The sequence below is a fragment of the Martelella endophytica genome (assembly GCF_000960975.1).
Taxonomy (GTDB): Bacteria; Pseudomonadota; Alphaproteobacteria; order Rhizobiales; family Rhizobiaceae; genus Martelella; species Martelella endophytica.
Window position 1 is genome coordinate 2,292,880 of sequence record NZ_CP010803.1, and the last position, 15,102, is coordinate 2,307,981.

The following is a 15,102-nucleotide window of genomic DNA, read 5'->3' on the forward strand; positions in this document are numbered from 1 at the left end:
TTTTACCCGTTCCCGCGGGGGCTCGGCAAGCCGGGGTCGCGATAGTGGCGCGGCGGCAACAGTTCGGGCCAAACGCAATGAACCGCAATTCACTACTGGTCAAACACGCGTGGTGCGGGTATAAGGGCCGCGTTTCTCTAGCCGGCGAAAGGAGCATGCATGATGGATATCACTGACATTGTAATGCTCTGCGCAGCACCAGCCCAGGCAACCCGCCCGGCCGCGCCTCGCCTCGTGTGACCATTCACACGAATTCTCTGTTTTCCTCTTAGTCAAATTGTACTGCGGCAGACTTATGCCGCCCTCAGTCCCTGATTTCAGGTCGCGCCGGGATACGTGCCGATCTGGCATCGTCGTCACAAGACGGGGACGGTCTGGAGCCTGATCATGTTTAGCTGGTTTGAAAACCGCGTGAATCCCTATCCCCGTGAGGAGCCGACCACGCCGCCCAAGGGGTTGTTGCCGTTCCTGTGGCACTACTCGAAGCCGGCAGCACCGTGGCTGGTGCTGATGTCGCTGGTTGCGGGAACGATCGCGTTTGCGGAAGTCTACCTGTTCCAGTTCCTCGGCGATATCGTCAACTGGCTGTCCACGGCCGACCGCGAGACCTTTCTTGCCGATGAAGGCTGGCACCTTGCGCTCATGGGCGGACTGGTGCTGGTCGGTCTGCCGCTGCTCACGACCTTCGGCTCGCTGCTGATCCATCAGGTGCTGCTTGGCAACCTGCCGATGATCGGTCGCTGGCAGATGCACCGTTATGTGCTGCGCCACTCGATGACCTTCTTCGCCAACGAGTTCGCGGGCCGCGTGTCGCAGAAGGTGATGCAGACGTCGCTTGCCGTGCGCGAAACGGTGATGAAGACGCTCGACATGTTCGTCTATGTGGCGACCTATTTCGCCTCGATGATCTTCATCGTCGCCGCGGCCGACTGGCGGCTGGTGATTCCACTGATCGTCTGGCTCGTGGTCTATGGTGCGCTGCTTTGGTACTTCATCCCGCGTCTGAGGAAAATTTCGGCCGATCAGGCCGATGCCCGTTCGCTGATGACCGGGCGCGTGGTCGACAGCTACACCAATATCGGCACGGTGAAGCTGTTCTCGCACGCGGGCCGTGAGGAGCAGTTCTCGAAAGAGGGCATGGACGGGTTCCTGCATACGGTCTACCGGCAGATGCGCCGGGTGACCGAGTTCCAGATCCTGGTCTACCTCAACAACGCCATCGCTCTCTTTTCCGTTGGCGCGCTGGCGATCCATTTCTGGTTGCTGGATTCGATCAGCGTCGGAACGATCGCGCTGACCCTCGGCCTCGTCATGCGGATCGGCGGCATGTCGCAGTGGATCATGTGGGAAGTGACGGCGCTGTTCGAAAACATCGGCACGGTCTATGACGGCATGGCGATGATGGCACGCAAGCACGACCTGGTCGACGCGGAGGACGCGAAGGCGCTGACCGTGACCAGGGGCGAGATCGTTTATGACGACATCTCGTTCCACTACGGCAAGAAGGACGGCATCATCGAGCACCTGTCGCTCACGATCAAGCCCGGCGAGAAGGTCGGCCTTGTCGGACGCTCGGGTGCCGGCAAGACCACGATGATGAACCTGCTGCTGCGCTTCTTCGATCTGGAGAGCGGCCGTATTCTCATCGACGGACAGGATGTGTCGAAGGTCACGCAGGACAGCCTGCGCGAAAACATCGGCGTGGTGACGCAGGATACCTCCCTGTTGCACCGCTCGATCCGCGACAACATTGCCTATAGCCGCCCGGAAGCGACCGACGAGGAGGTGATTTCGGCCGCCAAGCGCGCCAATGCCTGGGAGTTCATCCAGGGGCTTTCCGACATGCAGGGGCGTACTGGCCTTGAGGCTCATGTCGGCGAGCGTGGGGTGAAGCTCTCCGGCGGTCAGCGCCAGCGCATCGCGATCGCCCGTGTGTTCCTGAAGGACGCGCCGATCCTGGTGCTGGACGAGGCGACCTCGGCGCTCGATTCCGAAGTCGAGGCGGCCATTCAGGAAAGCCTGTTCGGCCTGATGGAAGGCAAGACGGTGATCGCGATCGCCCACCGCCTTTCGACGCTGACCGAGATGGACCGGCTCGTCGTCCTCGACAAGGGCGAGATCGTCGAGGTGGGAACTCATTCGGAGCTCGCCAGTGGCGAGGGCATCTATGCCGATCTCTGGCGCCGCCAGTCCGGCGGTTTCCTCGCGGATGATCATACGGCAGCCGGCGAGGCCGCCGAGTAAGACGTTAAGCTGACCGGGCCCGCTTTTTGCGGGCCCGGTTCAGTTTGCTGACAAACGTCTCCCCATTCCGGGTCATCCTCGGGCTTGACCCGAGGATCCAGGCCGCCCGGCAAAGGTTCTTTATATATCTTTGCAAATTCGGAGACTTCAATCGCCTGGATGCTCGGATCGAGTCCGAGCATGACACAAGAACAAAAGGCGATGACACATGATGGTCAAAGCTTGCTGCTCGGTCAGCAGTCTGTAGCGGGCCCGTTTGATGCGGGCCCGGTTTTTGCGACCGTTTCCGCCATAGCCAGAAAACAGCCGCTGTCCATCTATTTGACAAGGGCACATTCCTGCTAGCCGCGAATCCCTGTATGGCTCCTCCATGATCTTTCGCTCGATTGCCCGCATCTTCGAAAACTGGATCGATCCGCTTGCCGATCGCGCGCCGGAACAGCCGCCGCGCTCGCTCATGGCGTTCTGCTGGTTTTACCTCAGGCAGGCAAAGCTACCCTTCTTTGCCATGCTCGTGCTCGGTGGTGGCGGCGCGCTCATGGAGACGGCGTCGTTCTGGTTCATGGGCGTGCTGATCGATATTCTCGACGCCACCCCGCGCGAGGCCGGTTGGTCGGGCTTGATCGCAAGCCATGGAAGCGTGCTCCTCGCCATGGCCTTCGTCATGGTCGTCGTACGCGTTTTGCTGCTTTCGCTGTCCATGCTGGTCGAAGAGCAGACGATCACGCCCGGCTTCACCAATCTGGTCCGCTGGCAGTCCTATCGCTATGTCGCGCGCCAATCGCTGAATTTCTTCCAGAACGATTTCGCTGGCCGTATCGTCACCAAGGTGAGTGCGGCGGGACAGTCGATCGGCGATCTGATGTCTTCGCTACTGCAAGTCGTCTGGTTCATGGCGATCTACGCGATCTCGACCATGGCGCTGGTGGCCGCGCTCGACTGGCGGCTTGCGGCGATGATCGCGCTCTGGATCGCGATCTTTCTGCTGCTGGCACGCTATTTCGTGCCGCGCATCCGCGAGAACGCCCGCGAACTGGCCGAGGCCAATTCGATGATGTCCGGCCGCATGGTCGATTCCTTTTCCAACATCCTCACGCTCAAGCTCTTCGGCAATGACGTGGGCAATGACGGCTACATGCGCCAGGGCTTCGAGCGGCTGATCGAGCGCGTGCAGCGCTTCACCCGGCTGATCACCGGCGTGCGCGCGGCGCTCAACCTGCTTTCGGGCGTGATGATCACGGCGATCGCGGCCGTGTCGATCGACCTCTGGTTTTCGAGCAACATTTCTTCCGGCGATGTCGCGTTCACCCTCGGGTTGGCGCTTCGGCTTTCGATGATGCTCGGCCGGTTGATGATGCAGCTGAACGGCATCATGCGCGCGATCGGCACAATCCAGAACTCGGCCGAACTGATCGCCGAGCCCATCGGCCTCGTCGACAAGCCGGATGCGACAGAGCTTGCGATCCGCCGCCCCGAGGTTCGCTTCGAGCATGTCGATTTCGGTTACGAGGGCGGCGGGCCGGTAATTCGTGATCTCTCGCTTGTCATCGGCGCCGGCGAAAAGGTCGGCATTGTCGGCCGCTCGGGCGCCGGCAAGTCGACGCTCGTCAATCTGCTGCTGCGGTTTTACGATGTCAGCGACGGCCGGATCCTGATCGACGGCCAGAACATCGCCGATGTCACCCAGGAAAGCCTCAGGGCGCAGATCGGCATGGTAACGCAGGATACCGGCCTGCTGCACCGCGCCATTCGTGACAATATCCGTTTCGGCAAGGAGGGCGCCGGCGACGACATGCTCTGGGAAGCCGTCGAGCGCGCCGAGGCCGATAGCTTTATTGCCGATCTCTCCGACATGCGCGGCCGCAAGGGGCTTGATGCCCATGTCGGCGAGCGCGGCGTGAAGCTTTCCGGCGGCCAGCGCCAGCGCATCGCGATCTCGCGGGTGATGCTGAAGGACGCGCCGATCCTGGTGCTGGACGAAGCGACTTCGGCGCTGGATTCGGAAGTCGAAGCGGCAATCCAGGCCAACCTGATGAAGTTGATGGAGGGCAAGACCGTGCTCGCCATTGCCCATCGCCTCTCCACCATCGCCGCCCTCGACCGGCTGATCGTCATGGACAAGGGCCGCATCGTCGAGTCGGGCACGCATCAGGAACTGCTGGAGCAGGGCGGTATCTATGCCGCACTCTGGGCCCGCCAGTCCGGCGGTTTCCTGCCGGTGGATGGCGCTGAAACCGAGGCCTAACGGGCCGTCTCTCTCAGGGAAATATCGGCGATCAGGCCGAAGTGATTGGACCCGAGCGCATCCGGCATCCGCTTCAGGCTGTCGATATGCGCCGGCGCGCGCACCAGGATATGGTCGATGGGCAGGCCGATCGCGGGTATATTGACCGGCCATGTGCGCGGTTCGTGGGCATGGGCCCTGAGGCCCGAGGCTTTCATGAAGGCGATGATATCCGGCGACAGCAGAGACGAATTGAAATCGCCGCCGAGTACGACCGGTCCCTCGATCCGCCGCAACCTTCGTTGCGCGACCCTGAGTTCATCCTGCTGGATCGCGTCGAAGAAGGGTTTGGTGAAGTGGGCGGCGACGAGATTGACCTGTCTGCCGTCAAGCTCGATCGAGGCCCTGATGAAGCGCTCTGAGCGGAGAGATCCCATTGACAGGAGCTTGCCGTCCTCCAGGGGATGGCGCGACAGCATCATCAGGTCGCATCTCGTCGTCATCTCGCCGCAGCCAATGCGATAGGGATAGACCTTCTCAAGCTCGGGCAGATGCGCCCGGAGCGGTCCCGATTCCAGCGCATAGATCACATCCGCCTTTTCGGCGATCAGCCATGCGGCGATATCGCCGCCGCGATCATTGTCGCCGAGCATGTTGAACTCGATAAGCCTGAAGGAGGCACCGGGCGTGCCTGCTGCAGCGCGCTGGACCACGGTTTCATGCAGATATCCGACATAGAGCAGCAGCGCTGCGGCAATGAACAGGGGAGGGGCATGCCAGGCGGTCCTGCCGATGCAGATAAAAGCCAGGGAAAACAGAAATGCCGCGATCGCGATGTGCAATCGCATGCCGCCGATGAAGGCGGAAAACCAGTCTCGCGAAAGCGAAGGCAGCAGGCAAAGCAAAATGGCAAGAATGGCAAAGGTACCGGCGATGGTCTTCACATGGCTCACAATAGAATTCCGGAAATGAAAATTGTTAAAAGGCAATAGCCGGCGTCAGGCTAGCACTCGCCGCAATCCCCAGCAACGGGATCGGCCAATGCTGCACTGCCGCAAGCGATCTACTGTGGCTGAAATTTCTCAGACACTGGACATCGTAAGTGATCGCGCATAAAACTTGGCGATCATAAGACGCTGTCATGGTACTTTCGCGACGAGAGGCGAGGGAGGTAGGGTATCGGCGGCAGCGGCATCAGCTGATGGAGGGATAGCGGTGCAAGACGAGACTGTTTCGACGGACCATTCCGGCGAACCGACCCGGCGTGATTTTCTGTATCTGTCAACCGGCATGGCGGCCGCCGTGGGAGCGGCAGCAGTGGCTTGGCCGTTCATTGACCAGATGCGGCCGGATGCCTCGACGCTGGCGCTTTCGACCGTCGAAGTCGACGTCTCGAGCCTCGAGCCGGGCATGTCGCTGACCGTCAAGTGGCGCGGCAAGCCCGTGTTCATCCGCAACCGCACCGAGGCGGAGATCGATGAGGCGAAGGAAGTGCCGCTCTCCGATCTCAAGGATCCGATCGCCCGCAATGAGAATCTCCCGGCCGACGCCCAGGCGACCGACGTTGATCGCTCGGCAGGCGAGGCCAAGGAGAACTGGATCGTGATGATCGGCTCCTGCACTCATCTCGGTTGCATTCCGCTCGGCCAGTCCGGCGATTTCGGCGGATGGTTCTGTCCCTGTCATGGCTCGCACTACGATACGGCGGGCCGTATCCGCAAAGGCCCTGCGCCGCAGAACCTTGCCATTCCGCTATACGCATTTACGTCCGACACTGTGATCAGGATCGGTTGAGGGGGAGAGACTGAATCATGAGTGGACACTCGACTTATGAGCCGAGCAATGGCGTGTCGAAATGGGTGGATGCGCGCCTGCCCTTGCCGCGGATGCTCTACGACAGCTTCGTTTCCTATCCGGTGCCGCGCAATCTGAATTATGCCTACACCTTCGGCGCCATGCTTTCGGTAATGTTGCTGGTGCAGATCGCGACGGGCGTCGTGCTGGCCATGCACTACACGGCCTCGACCGGGGCAGCCTTTCTGTCGGTCGAGAAGATCATGCGCGACGTCAATCATGGCTGGCTGCTGCGCTACATGCATGCCAACGGCGCCTCGTTCTTCTTCATCGCCGTCTATCTGCACATCGCCCGAGGCCTTTACTACGGCTCCTACAAGGCGCCGCGCGAGATCCTCTGGATGCTTGGCGTTGTGATCTATCTCCTGATGATGGCAACCGGCTTCATGGGCTATGTGCTGCCCTGGGGGCAGATGTCGTTCTGGGGCGCCACCGTCATCACCGGCTTCTTCACGGCATTCCCGCTAATCGGCGACTGGGTGCAGCAGCTCCTCCTTGGCGGCTTTGCCGTCGGCGAGCCGACGCTGCAGCGCTTCTTCGCGTTGCACTATCTGTTGCCCTTCATGATTGCCGGCGTGGTGATCCTGCATATCTGGGCGCTGCACGTGACCGGGCAGACCAATCCGACCGGTGTCGAGGTCAAGCAGAAGAGCGACACCGTCGCCTTCACGCCCTATGCGACCATCAAGGATGCGCTCGGCGTTACCGTCTTCCTCATCGTCTATGCCTGGTTCATCTTCTACCTGCCGAACTATCTCGGCCATCCGGACAACTACATCCCGGCTGATTCGATGAAGACGCCGTCGCACATCGTTCCGGAATGGTACTACCTGCCGTTCTACGCGATGCTGCGCGCCATCACCTTCAACATCGGCCCGATCGACTCCAAGCTCGGTGGCGTGCTGGTGATGTTCGGCTCGATCCTGATCCTGTTCTTCCTGCCCTGGCTCGATACGTCGAAGGTCCGCTCCGCCGTTTATCGGCCGTGGTACAAGATGTTCTTCTGGCTGTTCGTGGCCAACGCCCTGATGCTCGGCTGGCTGGGATCGCAGCCGGCGGAAGGCGTGTTCGTTGTGCTGTCGCAGCTCGGAACGCTATATTATTTCGGATTTTTCCTCGTCATCATGCCCGTCCTTGGGCTCATCGAAAAACCGCTGCGGATACCGAATTCGATAACCGAAGCGGTGCTCGAGAAAGAGGCCGCCCGGCGTCAGCCGGCCGCGGCCGGCGAATGACGGCGGGCGAGGAGGGGAAATTCTCATGAAAAAACTTATCGCACATCTCCTGTTCGCGGCACTTCTGTTGCCGGCCGGCGCGGCCCTGGCGGCGGATGAAGAAGCCCACGAGGGCGGCACGCCGCACTATCCGATCGAGCACCCGCACCACACCGACTGGAGCTTTCACGGGCCGTTCGGCACCTATGATCGCGGCCAGCTCCAGCGCGGGCTGAAGGTCTACAAGGAAGTCTGTTCCGCCTGTCACTCGCTGGACCTGGTCGCCTTCCGCACGCTGACCGATCTTGGCTATTCGGAAGACCAGGTGAAGACGCTCGCCGCCGAATACGATATCGAGGCCGGGCCGGATAATGACGGCAACATGTACGACCGGCCGGGCATCCCGTCGGACTATTTCCCGGCGCCGTTTGCCAATGCCGAACAGGCGGCAGCATCCAATAACGGTGCGGCGCCGCCGGACCTGTCGCTGATGGCCAAGGCACGCGGCATCACCCGCGGCTTCCCCTACTTCATCTTCGACATGTTCACCCAGTATCAGGAGGGTGGGCCGGATTATATCCACTCGCTGCTGACGGGCTATCAGGAACCGCCGGAAGGCGTCGAAATCCCGACGGGTACGCACTACAATCCGTATTTCGCCAATGCCGCCTCGTTGGCAATGGCGCCGCCGCTGTCGGATGGCATTGTTTCCTATGATGACGGTGCGCCTGAGACCGTCGACCAGTACGCGACCGATGTTGCGGCCTTCCTGATGTGGACGGCAGAGCCGAAGCTCGAGGACCGCAAGCAGACCGGACTTGTCGTCATGGTTTTCCTGGTGGTGCTGACGGTGCTTGTCTATCTGACGAAAAAATCACTGTACGCGCGCAAGCACGATTGATTTTTCGAACGTGACGTTGAACAAAGGGGCGGCTCCGGCCGCCCTTTTGATGTCTTGATGAATTTGCCGCCCCGGTGGGGCTGCCGAAATGAGGATGCTAGAAGATGACGACAGACCTTGTCGCTGCCATTCGTTCGATACCGGATTACCCGAAGCCTGGCATCATCTTTCGTGACATCACCACGCTGCTTGGCGATGCGCGCGCCTTCCGCCGCGCCGTTGATGAGCTCGTCCAGCCCTATGTCGGCATGAAGATCGACAAGATCGCCGGTATCGAGGCGCGCGGCTTCATTCTCGGTGGCGCGCTGGCACACCAGCTTTCCGCCGGTTTCGTGCCGATCCGCAAGAAGGGCAAGCTGCCGAACAAGACCGTTTCAATGGCCTATCAGCTCGAATACGGCGAAGACACGATGGAGATGCATGTCGATGCGATCAAGCCCGGCGAGAAGGTCATCCTCGTCGACGACCTGATCGCTACCGGTGGCACCGCCGAGGGCGCCGTCAAGCTTCTGCGCCAGATGGGTGCCGAGATCGTCTCCGCCTGCTTCATCATCGACCTCAAGGACCTGCCCGGCCGCAAGAAGCTCGAAGCCATGGACGTCGAGGTGCGCTCGCTGGTCGAATTCGAGGGCCACTGAGCATTTCAGGCCGCAAGCGCCTTTTCTATGTCGTCGGTGATTTCCTCGGGCTTGGTGGTCGGCGCGAAGCGTGCCACGGGTTCGCCATCGCGCCCGATCAGGAACTTGGTGAAGTTCCACTTGATGATGCCGGAACCGAGGATACCGGCCTTTTCCTTCTTCAGATATCTGAACAGCGGGTGCGCATGCTCGCCGTTGACGTCGATTTTCGAGAACATTGGAAAGTCGACGTCGAACTGCGTCTTGCAGAAAGTGGCAATCTCCGCTTCGGCCCCCGGCTCCTGCCCGCCGAACTGGTTGCAGGGAAAGCCGAGCACGACAAACCCCTTGTCGCGATAGCGCCGATAAAGCGCTTCCAGCCCTTCATATTGCGGCGTGAACCCGCAACCGCTCGCCGTGTTGACGATGAGCAGCACTTGGCCGCGATACCTGTCGAGGCTGATCTCCTCGCCGGTGATACCTCTGACTGAGAACTGGTAGATGGTCATGTCATTCCTCACATTGCCTCGTGGCCGGACTGTGTGCCGAGAAAGGGTGCCATTCAAGCAAAACTTGAAAATTGTACACTATTCGTGTATACATAACCTTCAAGCTGCAGGGGAGAGCGGTTTGGAATTTCAGTGGGACGAAGTCAAACGACAGCGGATTCTCGCAGAACGCGGGGTCGATATCCTCTACGCCGCTCTGATCTTCGAAGGGGTAGTGCTGACGCGCGAAGATGACCGTCGGGACTATGGCGAGCGGCGGGAGATTTCACTCGGCATGGTCGACGACGAGTGTTTCGTCGTTGTCCACACCGACCGGGGCGGCATACGCCGATTGATTACAGCCTGGAAAGGAGGCCGTGATGAGCGAAGGATCTACGAAGCACGGGTCGCTGGCGCAGCTCAGAAAGATGAAGGATGACGGTAAGCTTGTCGACGGTCGCGACGCCGCGGCCGGAGAGAGCCTCGGTCCGGCATTCTGGGCAAAGGCCGAACTCAAGCCGCCGGCACCAAAGCGTTCGGTTCACCTGAAGCTCGACCCGGAGGTGTTCGAATTCTTCTATGAACAGGCGCAGGGCAAAGGCCATCTGACGCAGATGCAGGCGGTGCTGAAAGCCTATGCGGATGCCCATCGGCGCTGAGGCCGGTGGGCATCCTCCCGATCACGTATTGAACCGGAAATGGATCACGTCGCCGTCGGCGACGACATATTCCTTGCCTTCGTCGCGGGCCTTGCCCGCTTCCTTGGCTCCGGTCTCGCCCTTGAAAGCGATGAAGTCGTCATAGGCGATGGTGTGGGCGCGGATGAAACCGCGTTCGAAATCGGTATGGATCACGCCGGCGGCCTGCGGTGCCTTGGTGCCGCGGCGGATGGTCCATGCGCGGGTTTCCTTCGGACCGACCGTGAAATAGGTGATCAGGTCGAGCAGCTTGTAGCCGGCGCGGATCAGGCGGTCGAGGCCGGGCTCCTCGAGGCCCATTTCGGAGAGGAACATTTCAGCCTCTTCGGCCTCGAGCTGGGCGACCTCGGCTTCAATCGCGGCCGAGATGATGACGGTTTCGGCGGATTGCTGGGCAGCCATTTCGGCAACGGCCTTGGTGTGGGCATTGCCCTCTGCGGCATCGCTTTCGGCGACATTGCAGACATAGAGAACCGGTTTCGAGGTCAGCAGGTTGAGGCCCTTCAGGATCTTCTGCTCTTCGACGTCGAGCGTGGCATTCAGCCCACGCACCGGCTTGCCGTCCTGCAGTAGCGCGAGCGAGGCTTCCATCACGGGGAGCATCGCAAGCGATTCCTTGTCCTTGCCGGTGGCACGCTTGCGCGTCTGGTCGACGCGGCGTTCGAGGCTTTCGAGGTCGGCGAGCATCAGCTCGGTCTCGATCGTCTCGGCATCGGCAACCGGGTTGATGCGGCCCTCGACATGGGTGATGTCGTCGTCCTCGAAGCAGCGCAGCACATGCACCACGGCGTCGACCTCGCGGATGTTGGCGAGGAACTGGTTGCCGAGGCCTTCGCCCTTCGAAGCGCCGCGCACGAGGCCGGCGATGTCGACGAAGGAGATGCGGGTCGGGATGATTTCCTTCGAGCCGGCGATCGCGGCGAGTGCATCCATGCGCGCATCGGGAACGGCGACCTCGCCGGTATTGGGCTCGATCGTGCAGAAGGGATAATTTGCGGCCTGCGCTGCGGCGGTCTTGGTCAGCGCGTTGAAAAGGGTCGACTTGCCGACGTTGGGCAGGCCGACAATTCCGCATTTGAAGCCCATGGGGATATCCTGCGTTTTTAAATGGCGTTACTGGCCGTTGGCTATGGGCGATGTAGGTGGCCCGGGTCAAGGCTTGATCGCCGAAACCGCGCTTTTCTGGCTTCTGCACTTGCGAAAGCGGGACCTGAGAGGCTAGAATGCCGCCATTGCTGAATGTCAATTTACGGCATGGTGGCGGGCCACGGTGATGGCCGCAATTCTCTTCAATCTTACGGGAAAGCGAGCGGGTCGGTCATGAGCGACACGGGCTCCGATACAAGGCGCAAGACCAAAACGCGGGTGAAGGTCGAAAAGCCGCGCCTCTACAAGGTCATTCTGGTCAATGACGACTACACGCCGCGCGAATTCGTGCTGATGGTGCTGCAGGCGGTTTTCCGCATGGGCGAGGATGCCGGTTACAAGGTGATGATCACCGCCCATCAGAAGGGCACCTGTCTCGTCGCGGTCTATAGCCGCGATATCGCCGAGACCAAGGCGAAGGAGGCGGTCGATCTTGCCAAGCAGGCTGGCTTCCCGCTGATGTTCACCACAGAACCCGAGGAATAAGCGCGCGCTTCCTTAATCCTTCTTCTGGCCGAACATCTTCTTCAGCATGTCGGCCATCGGCCCGCTCTCGGGCATCTTCTTCTGGCCGCGGTCGCGCGCCTTGTGGATATGGGACTTGGCCTTGGGCGCCGGTTTGGCCGCTGGGGCAGGCTGAGGCGCAGAGCCACCGCCCGTTGAAAGCGCAAGCTTGTTCATCAGCTGCGAATCCTCGCCGCGCACCAGCAGCGCTGCGTTTTCTGCAAGCGCCGCAAGCATCGGCTCCAGCCATTCCGCATCCACCTTGGCGAAATCGCCGAGCACGTGGCTGTGGACCCGTTCCTTGGTGCCGGGGTGGCCAATGCCGAGGCGCAGGCGCCGGTAGTCCTTGCCGCAATGGGCGTCGATCGACTTGATGCCATTGTGGCCGCCGGAGCCGCCGCCGGTCTTGATCCGCGCCTTGCCGGGCATGAGGTCGAGCTCGTCGTAGATGACCACCAGATCATCGGTGGAGAGCTTGTAGAAACGCATCGCCTCGCCAACGCTTTCGCCTGAAAGGTTCATGAAGGTCTGCGGTTTGATCAGCAGCACCTTTTCCCCGGCGAGGCTGCCTTCGGCGATCAGCCCCTTGAATTTGGCAGACCAGGATGAAAACCCGTTGCGCTCGGCAATCGCGTCGACGGCCATGAAGCCGATATTGTGGCGGTTGCCGCTGTACTGGCTGCCGGGATTGCCGAGGCCGGCGATGATCATCATGACGCTTAGTCCTTCGTGGAAGTTCGGCCCTGTTCCAGCGCTTTGGGCTCCACCTGTCAATAGGGCGCCTGATGCGCCGCGGCAAGGCACGTCAGCGTTCGAAGTCGAGGCCTTCGACGATGTCGGGCGCATTGATGAGGGCGCCGGCGGCTAGGTCGCGGAGCGCGCAGGTCGCGTCGGCGAGCGCGAGCGGGCGCCCGAAGAGGTAGCCCTGGCCCTTGTCCGCACCGATGGCGCGCACCTGCCGGGCCTGCTCGATTGCCTCGACGCCCTCGGCAATCATCTCGCAGTCCATGTTCTTTGAAATCGCGGCAATGCCTTCAATCAGCCGGCGGGCGCGGTTTGCGACGGTCGGATCGCAATCGGTCAGGCCCTTGGTGAAGCTCTGGTCGATCTTGATCTTGTCGACCTGAAAGCGGGCGAGATAGGAAAGCGACGAGAAGCCGGTTCCGAAGTCGTCGAGCGCGACCTGACAGCCGATCTGTCGCAGTTTCGCCAGGCTTTCGCGGATATCCGGCGTATCCTCAAGAAATACGGCCTCGGTGATCTCGATGACGAGGCGGGCCGGGGCGACACCATGCTTTGCCAGCTTTTCCGCTATGAAGTCGATCATTGCGGGTGTCATCTGCACCGGCGAGAGGTTGACGGCGATTTCGAAGTTGGATTCGGGCGCTTCCGCATCGAGTGCATTCAGCCCTTGCAGCACCTTGACGAAGAATTGCCGGCCTATGCTTGTGAGAAGCCCGGTCTCCTCCGCCACCGGGATGAAGGCGTCCGGGGTCACCAGCCCCTTGTCGGGATGGCGCAGCCGCATCAGGCTTTCGAAACCCGAGATCGCGCCGGTTTTCAGGCAGACGATCGGCTGGAAAAACGGTTCGAACCAGCCGTTTTCCAGTCCGCGCATGATATCGGCTTCCGTCTCTGCGCGCATGCGTGTGTGCGCCAGCATTTCCTGACGGAAATACTGCGTACCGTTGCGGCCCATGCGCTTCTGGCGCGACATCGCGATATTGGCAAATCGCACCAGTTCCTCAGGCCCTACCGCATCGTTCGGATAGGCGGCGATGCCGATGCTGACCGTGGTGGCGACGGTGACGCCGTTGACGAAGAAGTTCAGTTCCGAGGTGGCATGCAGCCTCTCGGCCAGACTGCGGACAAGCCGGTCATCGCCGTCATCGAGGACGACGAAGGCGAATTCGTCGCCGCCGAGCCTTGCCGCCAGGGCAACACTATCAAGCGTCGACCGCAGTCGTCGCACGAAAGCCCTGAGCAGTTCGTCGCCGGCGCTGTGGCCATGGTTGTCGTTGACGGCCTCGAAACGGTCGATATCGACGACGAGACAGGTGATGCGCATGTCGGGCGGAGCATTGTCGATAAGCCGCTCCAGCGCCTTCTCGAAACCGACACGGTTCAAGAGACCTGTCAGATAGTCGGAGATCGCCGGTGCATTGGTCTTGGTCTCCAGATCGATGAGCTCGGAAATGTCCTTCATCACGGCAAGCGTCGCGGTGCCGCCATTGGGAAGGGGGACCGGCGCTGCCGAAAACCATATATCGGCGAAGTGGCCGTCGGCTCTCGCCATTTGCAAGACCCAGTTCTGTGGCAGACGATCCTGCTGCATGCGCCTGAGCCTGTCCTCGAAGGCCGACCGGTCACTTTCCTGCAGGAAACGGGAGAACGGCTTGCCGATGACCCTGCCGCGGCCATAGCCGCCATATTTCAGCCAGCCATCGCTGACGTCGATGATCTTGCCGACTTCGGTCATCAGCCAGGCCATTTCGGTAACGCTATCCAGCGGGCCGCCCGAAGGCTCTCCGGCGGGAACAGGCAAGCCAAGGGGCATGACAACGCCGCGGCGTCGAAAGGCGGCACGCTTGCGTTTATCCCGTGCCTTTCGCCGCGCTCTCAGCCGCGCCCGACGCTGGCTCACGCTTGGCGCGGACGGCTGATAGCGCCCGACGCCCTTGCGGGTGCCGGCGATCACGATCATCAATGTGAAGAGGATGGTCAGATTGCCCGGGTCCAGCAATATGGGCGTCGGCGGCGTCTGGAAGTAGAGCGTCAGCCTGCCGATTTCGGCAAGGCCGGTCTCGGCACCGGAGACGATCGGCTTGGTGACTGATTTCAATGCGCTTTCGGTGCCGCCCGCTGGCTCCGAAACAGCAACGCGGCTGCGTCCGTCCCTGTCATCGATCTCAAGGCGGGCGACATTGGGATCACCGGCAATGGCGCGCGCAATGGCAAGAATCGTCTTGTCATCGCCAGTGGCCAGCGCCGTCGAAATGGCCGGCGCGCCGAATTCCGCAAGCAGCGCGATGTGCCGTTCCAATCGTCCGGTGGCACGAATTTCCGCTGTGACGAAGTCATAGCTTGCGATCAGCACGAGGGCGACGCTCAGCCCGGCAAGGCATATCAGAGCAGGAATCGTCTTGAGGCCGCCTCGCATTCTGTCCATGCGTTCAGGTTATCCCGGCATTCGAAAGGGCGAAAATAGGCAT

The 15,102-nt window shown here is 61.1% G+C and carries 14 protein-coding genes; 9 read left to right on the forward strand and 5 right to left on the reverse strand.

Going from position 1 to position 15,102, the window contains the following annotated elements; all coding sequences use genetic code 11:
• Window positions 1-387: 387 nt before the first annotated feature.
• Window positions 388-2,244, forward strand: coding sequence for an ABC transporter ATP-binding protein (locus tag TM49_RS10350; protein ID WP_045685103.1), 1,857 nt, complete (start codon window positions 388-390; stop codon window positions 2,242-2,244).
• A gap of 370 nt (window positions 2,245-2,614) precedes the next feature.
• The gene (locus TM49_RS10355; RefSeq protein WP_045681074.1) at window positions 2,615-4,489 is read left to right on the forward strand and encodes an ABC transporter ATP-binding protein; all 1,875 of its coding nucleotides are present in this window, start codon (window positions 2,615-2,617) and stop codon (window positions 4,487-4,489) included.
• On the opposite strand, the gene TM49_RS10360 is transcribed toward TM49_RS10355, so the two are convergent.
• On the reverse strand, window positions 4,486-5,421 hold the full coding sequence (locus tag TM49_RS10360) for an endonuclease/exonuclease/phosphatase family protein (protein WP_052699801.1): 936 nt from the start codon (window positions 5,419-5,421) through the stop codon (window positions 4,486-4,488). The genes TM49_RS10355 and TM49_RS10360 overlap by 4 nt on opposite strands.
• 262 nt (window positions 5,422-5,683) lie before the next feature.
• On the opposite strand from TM49_RS10360, the gene petA reads away from it, so the two are divergent.
• From petA to TM49_RS10380, 4 genes are all read left to right on the forward strand, one after another.
• Entirely contained in the window at window positions 5,684-6,262 is a 579-nt protein-coding gene (gene petA / locus TM49_RS10365) for a ubiquinol-cytochrome c reductase iron-sulfur subunit (RefSeq protein ID WP_045681076.1), read from the forward strand.
• Between the two features lie 14 nt (window positions 6,263-6,276).
• A complete protein-coding gene (locus TM49_RS10370; protein WP_144409535.1) occupies window positions 6,277-7,557 on the forward strand; it encodes a cytochrome b in 1,281 nt (426 codons plus the stop codon).
• A 25-nt stretch (window positions 7,558-7,582) separates the two neighbouring features.
• Window positions 7,583-8,437 carry a cytochrome c1 gene (locus TM49_RS10375; protein ID WP_045681080.1) on the forward strand — a complete coding sequence of 285 codons (855 nt, stop codon included), beginning with the start codon at window positions 7,583-7,585 and terminating at the stop codon, window positions 8,435-8,437.
• A gap of 104 nt (window positions 8,438-8,541) precedes the next feature.
• Window positions 8,542-9,075, forward strand: a complete 534-nt coding sequence (locus TM49_RS10380) for an adenine phosphoribosyltransferase (protein ID WP_045681082.1) — start codon at window positions 8,542-8,544, stop codon at window positions 9,073-9,075.
• 5 nt (window positions 9,076-9,080) lie between these two features.
• Here the strand turns inward: TM49_RS10380 and TM49_RS10385 are convergent, their stop codons facing one another.
• Window positions 9,081-9,563, reverse strand: coding sequence for a glutathione peroxidase (locus TM49_RS10385; protein WP_045681084.1), 483 nt, complete (start codon window positions 9,561-9,563; stop codon window positions 9,081-9,083).
• Here TM49_RS10385 and TM49_RS10390 point away from each other — a divergent pair.
• Window positions 9,562-9,981, forward strand: coding sequence for a BrnT family toxin (locus TM49_RS10390; protein ID WP_144409679.1), 420 nt, complete (start codon window positions 9,562-9,564; stop codon window positions 9,979-9,981). The two genes, TM49_RS10385 and TM49_RS10390, sit on opposite strands and share 2 nt — an antisense overlap.
• Complete coding sequence (locus TM49_RS10395) at window positions 9,923-10,201, forward strand: BrnA antitoxin family protein (RefSeq protein ID WP_082074700.1); 279 nt, start codon at window positions 9,923-9,925, stop codon at window positions 10,199-10,201. Before TM49_RS10390 ends, TM49_RS10395 begins: the two co-directional genes overlap by 59 nt.
• A 21-nt stretch (window positions 10,202-10,222) precedes the next feature.
• Here the strand turns inward: TM49_RS10395 and ychF are convergent, their stop codons facing one another.
• Window positions 10,223-11,326 (reverse strand): redox-regulated ATPase YchF, encoded by a 1,104-nt coding sequence (ychF, locus tag TM49_RS10400; protein WP_045681088.1) that lies wholly within the window; start codon window positions 11,324-11,326, stop codon window positions 10,223-10,225.
• 234 nt (window positions 11,327-11,560) lie between these two features.
• Between ychF and clpS the strand changes: the two genes are divergently transcribed.
• The gene (gene clpS / locus TM49_RS10405; RefSeq protein ID WP_045681090.1) at window positions 11,561-11,872 is read left to right on the forward strand and encodes an ATP-dependent Clp protease adapter ClpS; all 312 of its coding nucleotides are present in this window, start codon (window positions 11,561-11,563) and stop codon (window positions 11,870-11,872) included.
• A 12-nt stretch (window positions 11,873-11,884) separates the two neighbouring features.
• Here clpS and pth read toward each other — a convergent pair whose 3' ends face one another.
• Both pth and TM49_RS10415 read right to left on the reverse strand, forming a co-directional pair.
• Window positions 11,885-12,604, reverse strand: coding sequence for an aminoacyl-tRNA hydrolase (gene pth / locus TM49_RS10410; RefSeq protein ID WP_045681092.1), 720 nt, complete (start codon window positions 12,602-12,604; stop codon window positions 11,885-11,887).
• Between the two features lie 91 nt (window positions 12,605-12,695).
• Window positions 12,696-15,059 carry a putative bifunctional diguanylate cyclase/phosphodiesterase gene (locus TM49_RS10415; RefSeq protein WP_082074701.1) on the reverse strand — a complete coding sequence of 788 codons (2,364 nt, stop codon included), beginning with the start codon at window positions 15,057-15,059 and terminating at the stop codon, window positions 12,696-12,698.
• Window positions 15,060-15,102: the final 43 nt, after the last annotated feature.